At 57.6% G+C, this 21724-nt stretch carries 14 protein-coding genes; 11 read left to right on the top strand and 3 right to left on the bottom strand.

Features of this window, described 5'->3' with window-relative positions; translation table 11 throughout:
* Positions 1-184: 184 nt before the first annotated feature.
* Positions 185-1213, top strand: coding sequence for a UDP-N-acetylmuramate dehydrogenase (murB, locus tag QLG21_RS05060; protein WP_137903908.1), 1029 nt, complete (start codon positions 185-187; stop codon positions 1211-1213).
* Complete coding sequence (birA, locus tag QLG21_RS05055) at positions 1210-2172, top strand: bifunctional biotin--[acetyl-CoA-carboxylase] ligase/biotin operon repressor BirA (protein WP_282483992.1); 963 nt, start codon at positions 1210-1212, stop codon at positions 2170-2172. The genes murB and birA overlap by 4 nt, the downstream gene beginning before the upstream one ends.
* Positions 2173-2212: 40 nt before the next feature.
* Here the strand turns inward: birA and bcsG are convergent, their stop codons facing one another.
* Genes bcsG through bcsE form a run of 3 tightly spaced genes read right to left on the bottom strand, consistent with a single transcriptional unit; the run spans position 2213 to position 5635 of the window.
* Entirely contained in the window at positions 2213-3892 is a 1680-nt protein-coding gene (bcsG, locus tag QLG21_RS05050) for a cellulose biosynthesis protein BcsG (RefSeq protein WP_137903907.1), read from the bottom strand.
* Positions 3885-4079, bottom strand: a complete 195-nt coding sequence (gene bcsF / locus QLG21_RS05045; RefSeq protein ID WP_137903906.1) for a cellulose biosynthesis protein BcsF — start codon at positions 4077-4079, stop codon at positions 3885-3887. Before bcsF ends, bcsG begins: the two co-directional genes overlap by 8 nt.
* A complete protein-coding gene (gene bcsE / locus QLG21_RS05040) occupies positions 4076-5635 on the bottom strand; it encodes a cellulose biosynthesis c-di-GMP-binding protein BcsE (protein ID WP_282483991.1) in 1560 nt (519 codons plus the stop codon). Before bcsE ends, bcsF begins: the two co-directional genes overlap by 4 nt.
* 172 nt (positions 5636-5807) lie before the next feature.
* Here bcsE and bcsR point away from each other — a divergent pair, with 172 nt between their 5' ends.
* From bcsR to QLG21_RS04995, 9 genes are all read left to right on the top strand, one after another.
* Positions 5808-5996: a cellulose biosynthesis protein BcsR gene (gene bcsR / locus QLG21_RS05035; protein ID WP_006178030.1), complete on the top strand. Its 189-nt coding sequence runs from the start codon at positions 5808-5810 to the stop codon at positions 5994-5996.
* Between the two features lie 11 nt (positions 5997-6007).
* Positions 6008-6760, top strand: a complete 753-nt coding sequence (gene bcsQ / locus QLG21_RS05030) for a cellulose biosynthesis protein BcsQ (RefSeq protein ID WP_058609734.1) — start codon at positions 6008-6010, stop codon at positions 6758-6760.
* Positions 6757-9372 carry a UDP-forming cellulose synthase catalytic subunit gene (gene bcsA, locus QLG21_RS05025; protein WP_282483990.1) on the top strand — a complete coding sequence of 872 codons (2616 nt, stop codon included), beginning with the start codon at positions 6757-6759 and terminating at the stop codon, positions 9370-9372. The genes bcsQ and bcsA overlap by 4 nt, the downstream gene beginning before the upstream one ends.
* A 10-nt stretch (positions 9373-9382) precedes the next feature.
* A complete protein-coding gene (bcsB, locus tag QLG21_RS05020) occupies positions 9383-11827 on the top strand; it encodes a cellulose biosynthesis cyclic di-GMP-binding regulatory protein BcsB (RefSeq protein ID WP_282483989.1) in 2445 nt (814 codons plus the stop codon).
* A gap of 6 nt (positions 11828-11833) precedes the next feature.
* A complete protein-coding gene (gene bcsZ, locus QLG21_RS05015; protein ID WP_220711490.1) occupies positions 11834-12940 on the top strand; it encodes a cellulose synthase complex periplasmic endoglucanase BcsZ in 1107 nt (368 codons plus the stop codon).
* Entirely contained in the window at positions 12922-16404 is a 3483-nt protein-coding gene (bcsC, locus tag QLG21_RS05010; RefSeq protein ID WP_282483988.1) for a cellulose synthase complex outer membrane protein BcsC, read from the top strand. The genes bcsZ and bcsC overlap by 19 nt, the downstream gene beginning before the upstream one ends.
* Positions 16405-16523: 119 nt before the next feature.
* Complete coding sequence (gene hmsP / locus QLG21_RS05005) at positions 16524-18530, top strand: biofilm formation regulator HmsP (protein ID WP_282483987.1); 2007 nt, start codon at positions 16524-16526, stop codon at positions 18528-18530.
* A 158-nt stretch (positions 18531-18688) separates the two neighbouring features.
* Positions 18689-19975 carry a dicarboxylate/amino acid:cation symporter gene (locus QLG21_RS05000; protein WP_282483986.1) on the top strand — a complete coding sequence of 429 codons (1287 nt, stop codon included), beginning with the start codon at positions 18689-18691 and terminating at the stop codon, positions 19973-19975.
* A 227-nt stretch (positions 19976-20202) separates the two neighbouring features.
* Positions 20203-21696, top strand: a complete 1494-nt coding sequence (locus tag QLG21_RS04995; RefSeq protein ID WP_058609739.1) for a pitrilysin family protein — start codon at positions 20203-20205, stop codon at positions 21694-21696.
* Positions 21697-21724: the final 28 nt, after the last annotated feature.

The following is a 21724-nucleotide window of genomic DNA, read 5'->3' as shown; positions in this document are numbered from 1 at the left end:
CCGATGGTAGTGTGGGGTCTCCCCATGTGAGAGTAGGGAACTGCCAGGCATCAAACAAGTGAAGAGGCCATCCGGAAGGATGGCCTTTTTGCGTTTTTGTACCCCAAAACCTCTCCACAAACTAATCCCCCAATTTCCTGCATATACGGTAAACTATCACCGTTTTTGCATCAGGATAGCGTCTATGAACCACTCCCTTAAGCCCTGGAATACCTTTGGCATTCAACGCAATGCTAATCAAATTGTACGTGCCGAGAGTGCTCAGCAACTGCTGGAAGCATGGCAAAACGCAGCAGAAAACGGTGAACCCGTACTTATTCTGGGCGAAGGAAGTAATGTCCTGTTTCTCGATGATTTTGCGGGAACGGTTATCGTCAACCGCATCATGGGAATTGATGTTAAAGAGTGCGCCGACAGCTGGCATTTGCACGTCGGGGCCGGCGAAAACTGGCACCATCTGGTGCAATACACTCTTGAACAAGGCATGCCGGGTCTCGAAAACCTTGCACTCATTCCCGGTTGTGCCGGATCGTCACCGATTCAAAATATTGGTGCGTACGGTATCGAGCTAAAACACGTCTGCGAATATGTCGACTGCCTCGAGCTGGCGACCGGAAACGCCCTGCGTTTGACCGCAGAGCAGTGCCGTTTTGGCTATCGGGACAGTATTTTCAAGCATGAATACCAGGATCGCTACGTGATTGTGGCCGTAGGTCTTCGTCTGGCGAAAGCGTGGACGCCCGTTCTGACCTACGGTGATTTAACCCGTCTCGATCCCGCGACCGTCACCGCCCGGGAAGTCTTTGATTCAGTCTGCCATATGCGGATGACAAAACTGCCTGATCCGAAAGTGAACGGTAATGCGGGCAGTTTCTTCAAAAACCCGGTTATCAGCGGCGAAACGGCGAAAGCTTTCCTGGCAGGCTGGCCAACGGCACCCCATTATCCACAGGCGGATGGCAGCGTGAAGCTGGCTGCTGGCTGGCTTATCGATCAATGTGAACTAAAAGGCACGTCGGTGGGCGGTGCTGCCGTTCATCGTCAGCAGGCGCTGGTACTGATCAATCAAAGCAATGCGACCAGTGAAGACGTGGTCAAGCTTGCTCATCATGTTCGCCAGCGTGTGGGCGAGAAATTCAACGTCTGGCTCGAGCCCGAAGTGCGCTTTATTGGTCGCATGGGTGAAGTCAGCGCCGTGGAGACAATTGCGTGAAGGATAATACCGTTCCCTTAACCCTGATCGGCATTCTGGCTGACGGAGAGTTTCACTCTGGCGAGCAGCTGGGCGAGCAGTTGGGCATGAGCCGCGCCGGTATTAATAAACATATCCAGACGCTCCGCGACTGGGGGGTCGATGTGTTCACCGTGCCCGGCAAAGGCTACAGCCTGCCGGAGCCTATCCAGCTCCTGAATGAGGAGGCGATCCGTAGCCAGATTGGTCAGGGAAAGGTGGCCGTCCTGCCGGTAATCGATTCCACCAACCAGTACCTGCTGGATCGCCTGGCCGATCTCGATTCGGGTGATGCCTGCGTGGCGGAATATCAGCAGGCCGGGCGGGGCCGCCGTGGGCGAAAATGGTTCTCTCCTTTTGGTGCCAACCTCTACCTGTCAATGTACTGGCGTCTTGAGCAAGGGCCTGCCGCCGCTGTCGGCCTGAGCCTGGTGATTGGGATTGTGATGGCCGAAGTGCTTCACGATCTGGGTGCCGATAAAGTACGGGTTAAATGGCCGAACGATCTCTATCTCGACGATCGTAAACTGGCGGGTATCCTGGTTGAATTAACCGGTAAAACCGGCGATGCCGCGCAGATTGTGATTGGCGCTGGCCTGAATATGGTCATGCGTAACGTGCAGAGTGATGTGGTGAATCAGGCCTGGACCAACCTGCAGGAAGCGGGGATCACCATCGATCGTAATACTCTCGCCGTACGCATGATAAAAGAGCTGCGCAGTTCCCTGACGCTCTTTGAGCAGGAAGGTTTAACGCCGTTCCTGTCGCGTTGGGAAAAGCTGGATAACTTTATCAACCGTCCGGTCAAACTGCTGATTGGCGAACGCGAGATCGTCGGAATTTCCCGGGGTATCAATGCACAGGGCGCGCTGCTCCTTGAACAAGACGGCGCGATCAAGCCCTGGGTGGGCGGTGAAATCTCGCTGCGAAGCGCAGAATAAAAAAAGGGAGCCGGTTGGCTCCCTTTTTAGTTGTACGTCGTTATTGCGGATAAGGAACCCAGTCCCCGCCGTTGAGACGAACATACGGTTTTTTCTGGTACTGGATCACCACCGCATTGGCGTTCTCCGATACCTCAGCCGTCTGCGGCAGATTGCTGGTAAGCTGATCCCAGTTCACGCTATCTTCCACAAACAGCTTGCCGTCGACCGCGCGGGCAACGATTTCTGAGATCGCCAGGTAGCTGCTTGGCTGCGTGATCTCAACCGGTGCGCCCTGGTGCGGTGCCTTCATGCCGATGAACTTAATCCCGGCAGGCACATTGGTGATGGACGGGCTTGGGATATCGCGCAGGCCGGACACCTGCATTCTGTCGCCCTTCAGCGCACCGCCGTGTTCTGGCACCACAACCACCATCACCTTACGGCCTGATTTTTCCAGCTCGGTTAAGAACGCGTCCAGCTCGTCAAAGAGCTTCTGCGCACGCACTTTATAATCCGCCGTTTTGCTCACGCCCGGGAAGTGGTTCCCGTCATGCAGCGGCAGGGTGTTATAGAACGTGGCGCTGCGTGGGTTCGTGTCTTTGTCGATGGTCTGAAGCCAGCGCTGCAGCACGGCGGCGTCGTCGTATACCGGCGAACCGTCAAAGCCCAGCAGTTGCACCGGCAGGCCGGTTTGATCCATCAGCGGGGCCTGCATTCCCCCTTGCTCACGCACCTCTTTCAGGAAGTTACCAAACTGACCGTTATGGCCGAGCATCAGGTGCTGCGTGAAGCCCAGCTTAGCCAGGTTATCAAACAGGTAACACTGGTTGCCCGCTGGCTGGTAAAGGTTTTTGTGCGATGGCTGACCGCAACTCGCACGCAGCAGACGAATGGCTGCCGGGCCGCTGTACGACGTGGCAGAGTTAAAATCTTTAAACTGGATGTCAAAGTGCGACCACAGCGGGTGCGACATCAACCCGGCGGCATCGACGTCGGCCCAGGACAGGGAACAGATGTTGATCACCAGCAGTTCAAACGGCTGAGCATCGGCAGGCAGCGCGTCCGGGAATTTGGTCTGACGCTTGTCTTCAGCCGTATAGAAACTTGAAAGCCAGTTATTCAGGTTCGCCGAGGTCGGCGGTGCCGTTTGCGCAGGGATATCACCTACCACCGGCGTGTCGCCCGCTGTCGCCACGGTAGCCGCCGCAGAGCCACCAGTGGTGGTGACCGTGGTGGTTGGCTGACCGGCTGGCCACAGGGAGAAGCTCGGGCCTGTCAGCGTCAGCACGTTAAGCCAGACCATAATCGCGACCACAAACACCGTGACGCGGATCCATTGTGACAGGAACAGCCAGGCGACCAGCAGCACGAACACTGCCCCAATCATCTCCCAGTTAATGAAACGCTCGGTCAGATCGAGAATATAGTCGGAACTAAAGCCCGCAACCTGCGAGCCCTGACTCATAATGCTTTCCGGGCCAGGCAGCCAGGTGTCATGCCAGAACAGACCAAACCCTATCGGAATAGCGATCCAGTGGCGTATACGGTGCAGCCTGACGTTGGGAATGGGCATCAGCAGGAATGCCATAAACACCAGGTTCAGCAGAGGGTGGAAATTAAGATAGCCTGCCCACAGCAGACCAAATTTCACCAGAAAGTAGAAGTTCCAGCCGGAAAGGCCGCGCCAGTATTGCCAGAGCGGCGATGGCGCCGACGTGGTATAGGTAGAATTAGTCATGTTTTCGGGTTGCCTTGACGTTCGGAGCTCGTGTCAGTGTTCCGGCGGGTTTAACGTAGCGAGGTTTTATAAACAGTATTCTGGCCGTATCGCGCATCCGACGCAGCGAATGACGCGCATAGTAGCCAAGCGGGAAAAATATCAGCGCACAGAGTATGACCAGCTGAAGGATATCGCTGATGCTCATTTTGATCCCTCCGGCTGCTCAGACAACAGACGCAGAGGTTCGGGAACCCGACGCCAGGTATGTCCGTCATGCTGCGCATTGAGGATCGGTTTGACACTCTTCGTCATCGGGAGCGGTTTTGACCATTGTTCCGGTTTCAGGGTACGCATCTGCACCAGTTCTGCGTTGATAAGATTATCTTCGAACCAAATCATGCGGTTAGAGAAAATATCCCCGGTTGGTAGCGGGAAGATGTGGTTAAGGGCCGTATCGAGATCGTTCACCCGACAGAAGGATAAAAACAGCACCAGGCGGTTATCCCCAATCGTCATGATATCCCCCGTGCGGTTGGGCCGGCACAGGGTCAGCGCCTGTTCAACCCGAATACCCGGCACCGGGCGCAGCGCGACCATCACGCCTTTGCCATCTGCCGGAAGCAGCGTGTTGCTCATCATATTGCTGACCGCATCGCAGAAGGTATCCCACTTTTGATAGCCACGCAGTTTCATCGGCTGGGTCATCGAAAGCAGGGTGCTGATATCTTCCGGAACGTGGCGGTTAAACTGCTGGCCCTGAATGCTTTCGATAAGCGTCAGGCAGCGTGAGAGTGGCGCATTCCAGGGCACGATCATATTGGCACCGCAGCCCAGAAGCAGCCGCTCATCGGTGGCGCGCAGGCTGGTATTGTTCTCACGCACGACGATTTTCAGTGCGCTTCCGCGCTGACGACGCAACGTGTGTATATGTCTCGCCAGCGTTTCAATCTGGTTATTCTGCATTAATGAAAAAACAATGGTCGCTGCCTGCGTCGTGCGGGCTTCATTAAAGACCGCTTCATTTGTATCGTAGAGGGACCAGTTTTCCGAGAGCGCAGGCGCACCTTCTAATACCGCAACATGGCTGAGAATGCGTTTTTCATCGCTGCGCGGCTGCACCACCGCCGTTTCCTGTCGGGAGAGATGCCACTGACCGTCGATCTGTTTCAGGGTAAGTTGTTGGCGGGCGCTCACCCCTTTTTCATTGCACCAGAACGCAATATCGTAAAGATAACTGTCGGTCTGGTCACGGATACTTGCGAGACCGAAAAGGGAACGATATTGCGCCATTAAAAATGAAAAAAGCTTGTCATTATTACTGCCGGGGTTAATGACCAATACTGAACAGTTTCGATTTTTCGCCCATTTGTTGATTTTTTCTATCCACTGCACAATTTTTTGTGGGGATATATTTTGCAGCACGTTATTTGCGCATTTAAGTATCAGTAAATAGTGATCCGGATCAATGGTGCACTGAATATCACGGGGCAGGAAGTTCAGGCTTTCGGTTTCGGATGACATCGTAAATAGCCTTACCGTCTGTGGGCCATTATTTTCATCGAGCCTGATAACCTGTTTAGGATCGTCGCCCATGGTGATAACGGCAACGCGGGAATCCCCGCCCTGCGCGGCTACGGTCTGGTTTACCAGGCTTATGGCGTCTTCATTGCGCTCCGTATTAATCCACCAGACTCCACCGACTGGCATGTGGCTCAATTCGTCCCATAATGACTGGATGCCAATAGAAAATATGGAGTCCACGGTGTCCCTCTATCATCGAATTTATCTGTATCTCAGTTTACTAGCGAAAGCGTAGAAATAAACCTAACATTGAAATTAAAGAACATCAGATTTAGCATGTAAATGAAAATTCGCAGGCAGGAGGCTTCGCTTCATCTGATCCCGCGACTTTAATCAACGTGATGGAATAAAAATGCATAATAATGAACCCGGAACGCCGGTCGACAGTAGCCTGGGTTACACATTCCAAAATGATTTTCTGGCGCTCTCGCAGGCTTTTTCTTTGCCTGAAATTGATTACACCGATATTTCCCAGCGGGAACAACTGGCAGCGGCGATTAAACGCTGGCCGTTGCTGGCTGAGTTTGCCCAACAACAATAAGGGAGCCATTGATGGCCATACTCGGATTACAGGGCGTCCGTGGCGGTGTGGGTACAACATCCGTCACCGCGGCGCTGGCGTGGTCATTGCAACTACTGGGTGAATCGGTGTTGGTCATTGATGCCTGCCCCGACAATTTGCTGCGCATGTCGTTCAACGTCGACTTCCGCCATCAAGACGGCTGGGCGCGAGCATTTCTCGATGGTAAAGAGTGGCAGGACGCGGGCCTGCGTTACACTTCCCTGCTGGATTTGCTCCCCTACGGGCAACTGACCGTTGCAGAACGCGAGAACGAAAATGCGCATCAGCCCCTGCTTGCGCAGTTCAGCAACGCTTTGCAGCGTTTGAAAGAGCAGGGCCATTACCGTTGGATAGTGCTCGATCTGCCGCACGGTAGCGATCCGCTGACGCGCCAACTCATTACCCAGTGCGATCACGTGCTCTCCATTGTTAACGTTGATGCGAATTGCCATATCCGGCTGCATCAGCAGGCTCTGCCGGCGAATGCCCACATTCTGATTAACGATCTGCGCCTCAGCAGCCAGATCCAGGACGATCTGTACCAGATTTGGCTGCAAAGCCAGCGACGCCTCTTGCCGATGGTCATCCATCGTGATGAAGCCATGGCGGAGTGCCTCGCCTCCAAACAGCCGCTTGGCGAATACCGGAGCGATTCACTGGCGGCGGAAGAGATCCTGACGCTGGCGAACTGGTGCTTGCTGCACTACGCCGGGCGCGGGGAATCTGCCGGGAGTCCTGCATGATCCGCGTGTCCACCTGGCTACTCATACCGCCGGTCAGCGCGCGGTTGAGCGAGCGCTATCGTCATTATCGTCACCACGGGGCGTCGTCGCTAAGCGCTGCGCTTGGCTGTTTCTGGACGATCCTGGCCTGGCTGTTCATTCCGCTGGAACACCCCCGCTGGCAGCGCATTCGCGCGCGGCACGGGGAGCTTTATCCGCACATTAATCCTGACAGGCCGCGCCCCCTGGACCCGGCGCGTTACGCCATTCAGGCGCTCTGGCTGGTAGCAACTTCGCCCGTATCAGATAAGAAAACGCCGCACTGGCGCAGCTTTAATCGGGTGCAGAATTTCCGCGAGCGCTACCACCGCTGGCTGGACAGGCTGCCCGAGCGCGTGGGCGACAGGACCAGCCATCTGGACGATCATAAAGAGCTCGGGCATCTGCATCCGGGCTTGCGTCGTTTTATCCTCGGCTTAATTGTCGTCTTCTCGCTGATTCTGGCACTGGTCTGTATTACGCAGCCCTTTAACCCGTTGGCGCAGTTCACCTTCCTGATCCTGCTCTGGGGCGTGGCGCTGCTGGTCCGGCGTATTCCGGGGCGGTTCTCGGCCCTGATGCTGATCGTGCTGTCGCTGACCGTCTCCTGCCGCTACATCTGGTGGCGCTACACCTCAACGCTTAACTGGGATGACCCGGTAAGCCTGGTGTGCGGCCTGGTGCTGCTGTTTGCTGAAACCTATGCGTGGATTGTGCTGGTGCTGGGGTATTTCCAGGTGGTCTGGCCGCTGAATCGTCAGCCGGTACCGCTGCCGAAAGACACGACCCAGTGGCCATCGGTCGATCTCTTCGTGCCGACCTATAACGAAGACCTGAGCGTGGTAAAAAATACTATCTACGCCGCGCTGGGTATCGACTGGCCGAAGGACAAGCTCAAAATCTGGATCCTTGATGACGGCGGCCGGGCGGAGTTTCGTCAGTTTGCGGAAGAGGTGGGGGTGGAATACATCGCCCGTACTACGCACGAACACGCCAAAGCCGGGAACATCAACAATGCGCTGAAATATGCCAAAGGGGAGTTTGTCTCCATCTTTGACTGCGACCACGTCCCGACGCGCTCGTTCCTGCAAATGACCATGGGCTGGTTCCTGAAAGAGAAAGAGCTGGCGATGATGCAGACGCCGCACCACTTCTTCTCGCCGGATCCGTTTGAACGCAACCTCGGGCGCTTCCGTAAAACCCCGAACGAAGGCACCCTGTTCTACGGCCTGGTACAGGACGGGAACGATATGTGGGACGCCACCTTCTTCTGCGGCTCGTGCGCGGTTATCCGCCGTAAGCCGCTGGATGAAATTGGCGGCATTGCCGTTGAGACGGTCACCGAAGATGCTCACACCTCGCTGCGCCTGCACCGTCGCGGCTATACCTCGGCCTATATGCGTATTCCGCAGGCGGCCGGTCTGGCAACGGAGTCGCTTTCTGCGCATATCGGCCAGCGTATCCGCTGGGCGCGCGGCATGGTGCAGATTTTCCGCCTTGATAACCCGCTAACGGGGAAAGGGCTGAAGCTGGCGCAGCGCCTGTGCTACGTCAACGCCATGTTCCACTTCTTATCCGGCATTCCGCGGCTCATCTTCCTGACCGCGCCGCTGGCGTTCCTGCTCTTGCACGCCTATATCATCTACGCGCCTGCGCTGATGATCGCGCTCTTTGTGCTGCCGCATATGATCCACGCCAGCCTGACCAACTCGAAGATTCAGGGCAAATACCGGCACTCGTTCTGGAGTGAAATCTACGAAACGGTGCTGGCCTGGTATATCGCGCCGCCCACCATGGTGGCGCTGATTAACCCGCACAAAGGCAAGTTTAACGTCACCGCCAAAGGCGGGCTGGTGGAAGAGGAGTACGTCGACTGGGTGATCTCCCGTCCGTATATCTTCCTTGTGCTGCTCAACATCGTTGGCGTGATTGCCGGTATCTGGCGTTACTACTACGGCCCGGAAAACGAAATCCTGACGGTGTTCGTCAGCGTGGCATGGGTGTTCTACAACCTGATTATCCTTGGCGGCGCGGTGGCCGTTTCGGTCGAGAGCAAGCAGGTCCGTCGCGCGCACCGCGTCGAGATCAGCATGCCGGCAGCCATTGCCCGTGAAGATGGTCACCTCTTCTCCTGTACCGTGCATGACTTCTCTGACGGGGGGCTGGGGATCAAGATCAACGGGCAGGCGAAAGTGCTGGAGGGGCAGAAGGTCAACCTGCTGCTCAAACGCGGCCAGCAAGAGTATGTCTTCCCGACGCAGGTGGCCCGTGTGTCAGGAAATGAAGTCGGTCTGCAGCTGATGCCGCTGACCAAGAAGCAACACATCGATTTTGTGCAGTGTACGTTTGCTCGCGCGGATACGTGGGCGCTCTGGCAGGACAGCTTCCCGGAAGATAAACCTCTGGAAAGCCTGCTGGATATTCTGAAGCTGGGGTTCCGTGGCTATCGTCACCTTGCAGAATTTGCCCCGTCGTCGGTGAAATTAATTTTCCGGTCACTTACTTCGCTGATTTCCTGGGTCGTGTCGTTCATTCCGCGTCGACCCGAGCGAAATGAAGCGAAGCAGGCGGACCCGGTTATGGCTCAACAATGATGATAACGCGATGAAAACTAAACTTTCCTGGTTATGTGCAGTGGCAATGGGGATGAGTGCGCTTCCCGCAACAGTGGCTAACGCCGCGCCGGATAATGCTGCGGCGACGCCGGCTCCCACGGTTCCCGTCGTCGCGCAGGCGACCGACCCCGTCGTGACCGCGGCGCCAGGGCAAACGGAAAACGTTGTCCCGAATCAACCGACCGAGGGGAACACCCTGCCGGTAAACCAGAACGGGGCGCAGGCTGCAACGCCGGTGGTCGGGCAGGTGATGCCGGGCGTAACGGGAGCCAACGCGCCCGTCGTGGCGGATAACGTTCCGTCACGTGACGTGAAGCTGACCTTTGCGCAAATTGCGCCGCCTCCGGGCAGCATGGTGCTTCGTGGCACCAACCCTAAGGGTGGCGTTGAGTTCGGCATGCGCAGCGATGAAGTGGTCTCTCAGGCGGTGCTGAATCTTGAGTACACGCCGTCGCCCTCGCTGCTGCCGGTACAGTCACAGCTGAAAGTTTATCTGAATGACGAGCTGATGGACGTTCTGCCGGTCACCAAAGAGCAGTTGGGTAAGAAAACCCAGGCTCAGGTGCCGATCAACCCGCTGTTCATCACCGATTTCAACCGCGTGCGTCTGGAGTTTGTCGGCCACTACCGCGACGTCTGTGAAAACCCCTCCAGCAGTACCCTGTGGATGGACGTGGGGCGGAACTCATCGCTGCAGATGACCTACCAGTCACTGGCGCTGAAAAACGATCTTTCTGCTTTCCCGGTCCCGTTCTTCGATCCGCGCGACAACCGTCAGCTAACGCTGCCGATGGTCTTTGCCGGTTCCCCTGACGTGACGGAACAGCTGGCGGCGACTATTGTGGCCTCGTGGTTTGGTTCCCGCTCCGGCTGGCGCGGTCAGAGCTTCCCGGTCATGTACGATAAAATGCCGGACAAAAACGCCATCGTGTTTGCCACTAACGCTAAACGCCCGGCCTTCCTGCGTGACCACCCGGACGTAAAAGCCCCGACGGTTGAGATGATGAACCACCCGGATAACCCTTACGTGAAGCTGCTGGTGGTGTTTGGTCGTGATGACAAAGACCTGGTGCAGGCAGCCAAAGGGATTGCCCAGGGGAACATCCTGTTTCGTGGCAGCAGCGTAGTGGTGGATGAGGTGAAGCCGCTGCTGGCGCGTAAGCCATACGATGCGCCGAATTGGGTGCGTACCGATCGCGCCATCACCTTCGGCGAGCTGAAAACCTATGAAGAGCAGCTGCAGTCCTCCGGGCTGGAGCCGTCGCCGGTCAATCTGTCGCTGAACCTGCCGCCGGATCTCTATCTGCTGCGCACCAACGGTATTGATATCAATCTGAAATACCGCTACACCGCGCCCGCGACCAAAGACAGCTCGCGCATGGACATCAGCCTGAACAACCAGTTCCTGCAGTCCTTCAGCCTGGCCAGCAACCAGGAGACCAACCAGCTAATGCTGCGCCTGCCGGTGCTGCAGGGGCTGTTGGATGGCAAAACCGACGTCTCGATCCCGGCTCTGAAGCTGGGCGCGATCAACCAGCTGCGCTTTGACTTCCAGTACGTGAACCCGATGCCTGGCGGCTCGGTGGAGAACTGCATTTCCTTCCAGCCGGTGGAGAATCATGTGGTGATTGGCGACGAGTCAACCATCGACTTCTCGACGTTCTATCACTTCCTCGCCATGCCGGACCTGCGGGCCTTCGCCAACGCCAGCTTCCCGTTCAGCCGTATGGCCGATCTCTCTGAATCCATTGTCGTTGTGCCAAAAACGCCAAACGAAGCGCAGGTCTCCACGCTGCTGGACACCATGGCGTCCGTGGGCGCACAAACCGGCTTACCGGCGATAAACGTCACCCTGACCGACGATGGCAGCCAACTGCAGAACAAAGATGCTGACATCATGGTGATCGGCACCATCCCGGACAAGCTGAAGGATGACAAACGCGTCGACCTGCTGGTGCAGGCCACCCAGTCCTGGGTGAACACCCCGCTGCGTCAGACCGACTTCCCGAGCATTATGCCGGATGACAATGGCCGTCAGGCTGGGGCGCAGACCGCCATTACGTCGCAAGGCCCGATGGCGGCAATTGTGGGCTTCCAGTCGCCGTATCACGACCAGCGTAGCGTGATTGCGCTGCTGGCGGACAGCCCGCGCGGGTATGAGCTGCTCAACAACGCCATGAACGACAGCGGTAAACGTGCTGCGATGTTTGGCTCGGTGGCCGTCATTCGTGAGTCCGGCGTCAACAGCCTGCGCGTCGGGGATATTTACTATGTCGGGCATCTGCCATGGTTTGAGCGTCTGTGGTATGCGCTGTCGAACCATCCGGTGCTGCTGGCCATTCTGGCCGCCGTCAGCGTCGTGCTGCTGGCGTGGGTGCTGTGGCGTCTGCTGCGCATCATCAGCCGTCGTCGCCTGAACCCGGATCGTGAGTAAGTTGTGATGAAAGCCTTACGCTGGTACGTATTCGCCGCGATGATGCTGGCGGTGACGGATCTCCGCGCCGCCTGCACCTGGCCCGCCTGGGAGCAGTTCAAACAGGACTACATGAGCGAAGGCGGGCGCGTCATTGATCCCAGTGACGCGCGCAAAATCACCACCTCGGAGGGGCAAAGCTACGGATTATTCTTTGCCCTTGTCGCCAACGACCGTAAAGCGTTCGACCAGCTGCTGGCGTGGACGCGCGACAACCTGGCCGAAGGCGATTTAACGCAGCACCTGCCCGCCTGGCTGTGGGGGCAGAAGAACAAAGAGACCTGGGCGGTCATCGACGATAACTCCGCGTCGGACGCCGATATCTGGATCGCCTGGTCGCTGCTGGAGGCGGGGCGGTTGTGGAAAAATCCTGACTATACCCGCACCGGCAACGCGCTGCTTGAGCGCATCGCCCGTGAGGAAGTGGTGAAAGTGCCGGGGCTTGGCTCCATGCTGCTGCCGGGAAAAGTCGGCTTTGCCGAAGAGAACGCCTGGCGTTTTAACCCCAGCTATCTCCCGCCGCAGCTGGCAAGCTACTTCACCCGTTTTGGCACCCCCTGGACGACACTACGTGAAACCAACCTGCGCCTGCTGCTGGAGACAGCACCCAAAGGCTTCTCCCCGGACTGGGTGCAGTACCAGAAAAGCAAAGGCTGGCAGCTAAAACAGAGCACCTCCCTTGTGGGGAGCTATGATGCGATTCGCGTTTACCTGTGGGCAGGCATGATGAACGATAAAGACCCGCAGAAAGCCCGGCTGCTGGCGCGCTTCCAGCCGATGGCGGCGACAACCGCTAAACAGGGTTTGCCCCCGGAAAAAGTCGACATCGCGACGGGGAAACGAACGAATGACGGCCCGGTCGGGTTTTCGGCCGCGCTGCTGCCCTTTTTGCAAAATCGCGATGCGCAAGCGGTTCAACGTCAGCGCGTGGCCGATCGTTTTCCCGATAACAACGCCTATTACAGCTATGTACTGACCCTCTTCGGACAAGGGTGGGATCAGCACCGTTTTCGCTTCACCGCACAGGGTGAATTAATACCGGATTGGGGCCAGGAATGCGCAAGTTCACAGTAAATCTACTCAGTTTATCGCTTGGCCTGGCGCTCATGCCGATGGCCCAGGCCACCAACTCGCCGCAGCAGCAGTTGCTGCTGGAGCAGGTGCGTTTGGGTGAATCGATGCAACGTGAGGATCTGGTCCGCCAGTCGCTGTATCGCCTCGAGCTTATCGATCCCAACAATCCGGATGTCATTGCCGCCCGCTTGCGTTACCTGCTGCGACAGGGTGATACCGGCGCTGCGCAAAAAGCGCTGGACCGCCTGAAGGAGATCGCCCCCGGCTCCGGCGCCTACCAGTCTTCCCGCAATGCGATCCTGCTCTCCACGCCGGACGGGCGTCAGGCACTCCAGCAGGCCCGCCTGCTGGCCTCGACCGGCCATACGCAGGAGGCGATAGCCGCCTATGACAAACTCTTTTCCGGTAACCCGCCGGGCGCCGAGCTGGCTTCCGAATACTGGAACGTGGTGGCGAAAGATCCGGCCCGCCGCAATGCGGCCATTAACCAGCTGAAAAAAATCAATGCCGATAATCCGGGGAATACCCAGCTTCAGGCCACGCTGGCGCAGCTGCTTTTCCAGACTGAACGCCGGGACGAAGGTTTCGCGGTCCTCCTGGAGATGGCGAAATCCAACAGCGGTCGCGGCCAGGCGTCGGATATGTGGTATGAGCAGATCAAAGATCGGCCCACCAGCGCGGCCAGCGTCAGCGAGCTACAGAAATACCTGAGCGTGTTTAGCGACGGCGATAGCGTCACGGCTGCGCGTTCTCAGCTGGAAGCCCAGCAAAAACAGCTCGCGGATCCGACCTTCCGTGCCAAAGCCGAAGGGCTGGCCGCCGTAGATGCCGGGCAGGGCAGCAAAGCTGTTGCCGAACTGCAAAAGGCCGTCAGCGCGAATCATACTGACAGCGAAGCCATTGGCGCGCTGGGGCAGGCCTATTCCCAGAAAGGCGATCGCGCCCGCGCGGTGGCGCAGTTCGAAAAAGCGATTGCGCTCGACCCGCAGAGTGATAACCGGGGCAAATGGGACAGCCTGCTGAAAGTCAACCGCTACTGGCTGCTGATCCAGCAGGGCGATGCCGCCCTGAAAGCCAACGATACCGCGCAGGCGGAGCGCTTTTACCAGCAGGCGCGTAACATCGACAATACCGACAGCTATGCGGTGCTGGGCCTGGGCGATGCCGCCACGGCGCGTAACGATAACGCAGCGGCTGAGCGTTACTATCGCCAGGCGTTGCGCATGGACAGCGGGAACAGCAACGCGGTGCGCGGTCTTGCCAGGCTCTACCGCGCGCAGTCCCCGGAAAAGGCGGCGGAATTTATTCAGTCTCTCTCTGCCAGCCAGCGCCGCAGTATTGATGATATCGAGCGCGGGCTGACCAATGACCGTTTGTCCGCCCAGGCGGAGCAGCTGGAAAACGAAGGGAAATTCGCGCAGGCTGCGGACATTCAGCGCCGTCGTCTGGCGCTCTCGCCGGGCGACGTGTGGATCACCTATCGCCTCTCACGCGATCTCTACAGCGCCGGGCAGCACGGCCAGGCAGATAACCTGATGCGCCAGCTCGCCAGCCAGAAACCGGGCGATCCGGAGCAGGTGTACGCCTACGGCCTGTACCTCTCCGGTAACAATCAGGATCGCGCCGCGCTGGCCCATCTCGACACGCTGCCGCGTGATAAATGGAACGGGAACATTCAGGAGCTGGCGGATCGCCTGCAAAGCGATCAGGTGCTGGAAACGGCAAACCGCCTGCGCGACAGCGGAAAAGAGCAGGAGGCCGAAACCCTGCTTCGCCAGCAGCCAGCCTCCACGCGTATCGATCTTACGCTGGCAGACTGGGCGCAGCAGCGCGGCGACAACGCTACAGCAAAAACCGCCTACGGCACCGTTTTGCAGCGCGAGCCGCAAAACGAGGACGCCCTTCTGGGGTTGACCGAAGTGTATATTGCCGAAGGCGATCGGCAGGCAGCGCGCGCCGAACTGGCAAAACTGCCTGCCACAGAAAACGGCCAGCCGCGCTCGCTTAACGTGCAGCGTCGGGTCGCTATGGCGCAGGCAGGGCTGGGTGACACCGCGGCGGCAGACCAGACCTTCAGCAAATTGATCCCGCAGGCGACGTCTCAGCCGCCGTCAATGGAGAACGCGCTGGTGTTACGTGATGCCGCGCGTTTTCAGGCGCAGAACGGCCAGCCTCAGCAGGCGCTGGAAACCTATAAAGATGCGATGGTCTCATCCGGCGTAACCACCACGCGCCCGGCGGACAACGACAGCTTTACCCGCCTCACGCGTAACGACGAAAAAGATGACTGGCTGAAGCGCGGCGTGCGCAGCGATGCCGGTGATTTATACCGTCAGCAGGATCTTAACGTGACGCTGCAGCACGACTACTGGGGCTCCAGCGGCACGGGAGGCTATTCCGATCTGAAAGCGCATACCTCCATGTTGCAGGTTGATGCGCCGTTGTCAGACGGCCGGATGTTCTTCCGAAGCGATCTGGTCAACATGGACGCCGGTTCGTTTGCCACCACTAACGGCACCTACGATCCAAAATGGGGTACCTGTGCCGAAACGCCGTGCAGCGGCAATACCAACCAGTCGGCAAACGGGGCCAGCGTGGCCGTGGGCTGGCAGAATAAAACCTGGGCGTGGGACATCGGTACCACCCCGATGGGCTTCGACGTGGTAGACGTGGTCGGCGGCCTGAGCTACAGCAGCGATCTGGGGCCGATTGGCTACACCCTGAATGCCCATCGTCGCCCGATCTCCAGCTCGATGCTGGCCTTTGCCGGGCAGAAAGATACCAACACCGGCACCACCTGGGGCGGCGTTCGCTCAACCGGCGGCGGCGTTAGCATTAGCTATGACAAAGGCGAGGCGAACGGCGTCTGGTCGAGCCTGAACGTCGACAGCCTGACCGGCAAAAACGTTGAAGATAACTGGCGCGTGCGCTGGATGACCGGCTATTACTACAAATTAATCAACGAAAACAACGAGCGCCTGACGGTTGGCGTCTCTAACATGGTATGGCATTACGATAAAGATCTGAGTGCCTATACGCTGGGACAGGGCGGTTACTATAGCCCGCAGGAGTATGTCTCGTTCGCGCTGCCGGTGACCTGGCGTAAGCGCACCGAGAACTGGTCCTGGGAGCTGGGCGGCTCTGTCTCCTGGTCGCGTTCGAAAACCGATGATGTAATGCGTTATCCGCAGCAGGGGTTAATCCCCACCAATGAGCCGGGCCGCTATACTGACCGGGACGAGATGGAAACCGGGAGCAGCTCCTCCGGCACGGGTTATACCGCTCGCGCCATTATTGAGCGCCGCGTCACGTCCAACTGGTTCGTCGGCATGGGCGTGGATATTCAGGAAGCGAAAGACTATACCCCGAGTCATGCACTGCTTTACGTGCGCTATTCTGCCGCAGGCTGGCAGGGCGATATGGACTTACCGCCTCAGCCGCTCACGCCGTATGCGGACTGGTAATCGGATTTTACTTAATCCATTTGTAAGTCTCTCTTAAAAGCATAGCAATCGGGTATACTCAGGCGCACCGGGTTCACTCCCTGGTGCGCCCTGCGCTTCGAGTTTTGTGGAGAGTCATTTTGCGTGTCAGCCGTTCACTAACGATCAAACAGATGGCGATGGTTTCTGCCGTCACATTGCTGTTTGTCTTCCTTTTTTGCGTCATTTTGCTGTTTCATTCCGTACAGCAGAATCGCTATAACACGGCTTCGCAATTAGAAAGCATCGCCCGCTCGGTACGCGGCCCGCTCTCCTCGTCGATTCTGAAAGGGGATATCCCCGAAGCGGAAACCATTTTAAAACGCATTCAGCCTGCCGGTATCGTCAGCCGGGCGGATGTGGTCTTGCCGAACCAGTTCCAGGCGCTGCGGATGAGCTTTATCCCTGAACGACCCGTCCCGATGATGGTGATGCGCATGTTTGAGCTGCCGGTCCAAATCTCGCTGCCGATTTACTCTCTCGAACGCCCGGCCAACCCCCAGCCGTTAGCCTATCTGGTACTGCAGGCGGACTCCTACCGCATGTATAAGTTCGTCATGAGCTGGGTCGCTACGTTAGTAACTACTTACTTACTTTTGACGCTGATGCTGAGTGTAGCGCTGACCTGGTGCATCAACCGGCTGATTGTGCACCCGCTACGCCGCATTGCCCGCGAGCTTAACGATTTATCCCCACAGGAGCAGGTCGGGCACCAGCTTGAGCTGCCGCGTCTTCACCATGACGACGAGATTGGCATGCTGGTGCGCAGCTACAACATCAACCAGCAGCGCGTGATGCGCAACCAGGCCGAGCTGAACAGCAGTGCTACTCGCTTCCCGGTCTCTGATCTGCCGAACAAAGCCTTCCTGATGGCGATGTTAGAGCAGACGGTGGCGCGCCAGCAGACGACCGCGCTAATGGTCGTGGCCTGTGAAACGTTGCAGGACACAGCGGGCGTGCTCAAAGAGAGCCAGCGTGAAATGCTGCTGCTGACGCTGGTGGAGAAGGTAAAATCGGTGCTCTCGCCGCGCATGGTGCTGACGCAGGTAAGCGGCTATGACCTGGTCATCATCGCCCACGGCGTGAAAGAGCCGTGGCACGCCGTTACGTTAGGTCAGCAAGTACTCACTGTTATTAATGAGCGGCTGCCGATTCAGGGCATTCAGCTGCGCCCAAGCGCGAGCATCGGGATTGCGATGTTCTATGGCGACCTGACGGCGGAACAGCTTTACCGCCGCGCCGTGTCGGCGGCCTTTACCGCCCGCCGTAAAGGCAAAAACCAGATCCAGTTCTTCGACCCGGAACAGATGGAAAAAGCCCAGCAGCGCCTGACGGAAGAGAGCGACATTCTGACGGCGCTGGATAACCGCCAGTTTGCCGTCTGGCTACAGCCGCAGGTGAATTTACTCACGGGCGAGGTGAAAAGCGCCGAAGCGTTGTTACGCGTCCAGCAGCCGGACGGCGCATGGGAGCTGCCGGAGGGGCTGATCGAGCGTATCGAGTCCTGCGGGTTGATGGTCACGGTCGGTTACTGGGTACTGGAAGAGTCGTGTCGCCAGCTGGCGGCGTGGCAGGAACGGGGCATTACCTTGCCGCTGTCGGTGAATGTCTCGGCGTTACAGCTGATGCACCCGACCATGGTCTCGGAGGTGCTGGAGCTGATCCACCGCTACCGGATCCAGCCTGACACCCTGATTCTGGAAGTGACCGAGAGCCGCCGCATTGACGATCCTAACGAAGCGGTCGCTATCCTCAAGCCGTTGCGTAATGCCGGTGTCCGCATCGCGCTGGACGATTTTGGCATGGGCTACGCCGGGCTGCGCCAGCTTCAGCACATGAAAACGCTGCCGGTAGACGTCCTGAAGATCGACAAAACCTTTGTCGACGGGCTGCCAAACGACAGCAGCATGGTGCAGGCGATCATTCAGATGGCGCGCAGCCTCAATCTGCATGTGATTGCCGAGGGCATCGAGACCGAGGCCCAGCGTCGCTGGCTGGCAGACGCGGGTGTAGAGGGTGGACAAGGCTTCCTGTTTGGCCGCGCCGTGCCGTCCGACGCCTTCGAAGAACGCTATCTTTCTGACGCTGACCGCCCCGCAAACCTGTAATTTGTTGCTGGCTTGTGCGAGCCAGCTCAAATTTCTTAACATTTGTGTTTCAAATTTGAACCTGGTTTATTTCTGTCCTGTTATGTGGGTGTTATTTTAAAGCCGCAGGTTAACCATAACCTTACAAAGCCTGTGGTTTTTCTTCCCAAGGACACCCTATGAAAACCTCGATCTTCAAGAGCCTTTACTTTCAGGTCCTGACGGCCATCGCAGTCGGTATTCTGCTTGGTCACTACTACCCTGAACTCGGCGCACAAATGAAACCGCTTGGCGACGCGTTCGTTAAGCTCATCAAAATGATCATCGCCCCGGTCATATTCTGTACGGTGGTGACCGGCATCGCTGGCATGGAGAGCATGAAGGCGGTTGGCCGCACTGGCGCCGTGGCGTTACTCTATTTCGAAGTGGTCAGTACCATTGCTCTGATCATTGGTCTGATTATTGTGAACGTGGTGCAGCCCGGCGCAGGCATGAACGTTGACCCGGCCACGCTGGATGCCAAAGCGGTGGCGATTTACGCCGAGCAGGCGAAGGATCAGGGCGTGGTCGCCTTCCTGCTGGACGTGATCCCGAGCAGCGTCATCGGCGCGTTCGCCAGCGGCAATATCCTCCAGGTTCTGCTGTTTGCTGTGTTGTTTGGCTTTGCCCTGCATCGCCTGGGCAGCAAAGGCCAAATCATCTTCAACGTGATTGAAAGCTTCTCGCAGGTCATCTTCGGCATCATCAACATGATCATGCGTCTGGCACCCATCGGGGCCTTTGGTGCCATGGCCTTTACCATCGGTAAATACGGTGTCGGCACGCTGGTGCAGCTTGGCCAGCTGATTATCTGCTTCTACATCACCTGTATTCTGTTCGTGGTGGTGGTGCTGGGGTCAATCGCGCGCGCAGCAGGTTTTAATATCTTTAAGTTTATCCGCTACATCCGCGAAGAGCTGCTGATTGTGCTGGGCACCTCCTCGTCCGAATCGGCGCTGCCGCGCATGCTGGATAAGATGGAAAAACTGGGCTGCCGTAAGTCGGTGGTGGGGCTGGTGATCCCGACGGGTTACTCCTTCAACCTGGATGGCACGTCCATTTACCTGACGATGGCCGCGGTGTTTATCGCCCAGGCAACCAACAGCCACATGGATATCTTCCATCAGATCACCCTGCTGGTGGTGCTCCTGCTGTCTTCAAAAGGGGCGGCAGGCGTGACGGGCAGCGGGTTTATCGTGCTGGCGGCGACCATCTCTGCGGTGGGCCACCTGCCGGTGGCGGGTCTGGCGCTGATCCTCGGTATCGACCGCTTTATGTCTGAAGCCCGCGCCTTAACCAACCTGGTGGGCAACGGTGTCGCGACCGTCGTGGTGGCGAAGTGGGTGAAAGAACTGGATCACAAAAAGCTCGACGATACGTTAAATAATCGTCCTGCCGAAGAAAAAACCCCAGGTTTATCCTCCTGATATCTTAGCAATTGCCCGCATTCCCTTGTCGGAATGCGGGCGTCTGCGCATAATACCCCCTACATACCTGTCATAATTCGACAAAATTTTTTTTGGGTATATTTCACTTCGAACCGTGACGTTTCGAAGAACACGCGGTCTAATCCTCGTGTTTTCATCGTCATCTTTAAAGAGTGCTCACGTCACGAGATGCTCGTTTTAACCAGGAATGTTGATCAGGGGTTCACATGCAGGGCACAAAAATTCGACTCTTAACCGGCGGTTTGCTGATGATGGCAGCAGCCAGTTATGTGCAGGCAGATGCGCTCCAGCCAGACCCGGCCTGGCAACAAGGAACGTTAGCGAATGGGTTTCAGTGGCAGGTGCTCGCCACGCCACAACGCCCCAGCGATCGCGTTGAAATCCGTCTGTCGGTGAATACCGGCTCCCTCACAGAAAGCACCCAGCAGACCGGTTTCAGCCATTTTATTCCCCGACTGGCGCTCACCCAGAGCGGCAGTTTGCAAGCGGTTCAGGTGCGTTCAATGTGGCAGCAAGCCATTGATCCCAAACGCCCGCTTCCACCGGCCGTGGTCTCTTATGACTACACCATGTTTAACCTGAGCCTGCCTAATAACCGTAACGATCTGCTGAAAGAATCGCTTACCTGGCTTGCGGATGCTACCGGCAAGCTGGCAATCACGCCTGAGACCATAAACTACGCGCTGAGCAACAGCGACATGGTCGCCACCTGGCCTGCGGATACCAAAGAGGGCTGGTGGCGCTATCGCCTGAAAGGCTCAACGCTGCTGGGCCATGACCCGGCCGAGCCGCTCAAGCAGCCAGTTGATATTGAGCAGGTTAAATCCTTCTACCAGCAGTGGTACACCCCGGACGCGATGACCCTCATTGTGGTCGGCAACGTTGACAGCCGCGCGGTAGTGGAGCAGATCAACAAGGCCTTTGGCGATCTGAAAGGCAAACGCGAAACCCCTGCGCCGGTGCCTACGCTCTCGCCGCTGCGGGCCGCGCCGGTCAGCATTATGACGGATACCGTGCGTCAGGACCGCCTGTCGATTATGTGGGATACCGCCTGGCAGCCTATCCGCGAATCCGCCGCACTGCTGCGCTACTGGCGTGCCGATCTGGCCCGTGAGGCGCTGTTCTGGCATGTTCAGCAGACGCTCAGCAAAAATAACGTGAAGAACATCGGCCTGGGCTTTGATTGCCGCGTGCTGTTCCAGCGCGCGCAGTGCGCCATCAACGTCGAATCACCGGGTGACAAGCTGAATGCCAATCTGGCCGTGGTGGCGAAGGAACTGGAGAAAGTGCGCAAAGATGGGCTGCCGGAAGAGGAGTTCAACGCTCTGGTCGCGCAGAAATCCCTTGAGTTGCAGAAGCTGTTTGCCACCTACGCCCGCGCGGATACCGACATCCTGATCAGCCAGCGTATTCGCTCGCTGCAAAACCAGGTGGTGGATATCGCGCCGGAGCAGTACCAGAAGCTGCGTCAGGACTTCCTCAGCGGGCTTACCGTCGATATGTTGAACCAGGATCTGCGCCAGCAGCTATCGCAGGATATGGCGTTAATTCTGATGCAGCCGAAAGGCGAGCCGGAGTATGACATGAAGGAGCTGCAGGCGACCTGGAATGGCATTATGGCCCCTGTGGCCCCGACCGCACAGCCTGTGCCAGCGGACGATCTCCATCAGGATGCTACGGACATCCCGCAAGGGCAGTAACGCAGCAGAAGGAAAGGGTGCGGGCATT

The sequence above is a fragment of the Enterobacter sp. V87_3 genome (assembly GCF_029967835.1).
Taxonomy (GTDB): domain Bacteria; phylum Pseudomonadota; class Gammaproteobacteria; order Enterobacterales; family Enterobacteriaceae; genus Enterobacter; species Enterobacter cancerogenus.
This window is presented reverse-complemented; position numbering and strand designations above follow the sequence as displayed.

What these genes read in the sequence shown, in the direction of transcription:
- bcsZ (WP_220711490.1), top strand. Translation starts at nt 11,834, where the DNA reads ATGAAAGCCTTACGCTGGTACGTATTCGCCGCGATGATGCTGGCGGTG.
- bcsR (WP_006178030.1), top strand. Translation starts at nt 5,808, where the DNA reads ATGCATAATAATGAACCCGGAACGCCGGTCGACAGTAGCCTGGGTTAC.
- bcsG (WP_137903907.1), bottom strand. Translation starts at nt 3,892, where the DNA reads ATGACTAATTCTACCTATACCACGTCGGCGCCATCGCCGCTCTGGCAA.
- bcsQ (WP_058609734.1), top strand. Translation starts at nt 6,008, where the DNA reads ATGGCCATACTCGGATTACAGGGCGTCCGTGGCGGTGTGGGTACAACA.
- QLG21_RS05000 (WP_282483986.1), top strand. Translation starts at nt 18,689, where the DNA reads ATGAAAACCTCGATCTTCAAGAGCCTTTACTTTCAGGTCCTGACGGCC.
- QLG21_RS04995 (WP_058609739.1), top strand. Translation starts at nt 20,203, where the DNA reads ATGCAGGGCACAAAAATTCGACTCTTAACCGGCGGTTTGCTGATGATG.
- murB (WP_137903908.1), top strand. Translation starts at nt 185, where the DNA reads ATGAACCACTCCCTTAAGCCCTGGAATACCTTTGGCATTCAACGCAAT.
- bcsB (WP_282483989.1), top strand. Translation starts at nt 9,383, where the DNA reads ATGAAAACTAAACTTTCCTGGTTATGTGCAGTGGCAATGGGGATGAGT.
- bcsC (WP_282483988.1), top strand. Translation starts at nt 12,922, where the DNA reads ATGCGCAAGTTCACAGTAAATCTACTCAGTTTATCGCTTGGCCTGGCG.
- bcsF (WP_137903906.1), bottom strand. Translation starts at nt 4,079, where the DNA reads ATGAGCATCAGCGATATCCTTCAGCTGGTCATACTCTGTGCGCTGATA.
- bcsA (WP_282483990.1), top strand. Translation starts at nt 6,757, where the DNA reads ATGATCCGCGTGTCCACCTGGCTACTCATACCGCCGGTCAGCGCGCGG.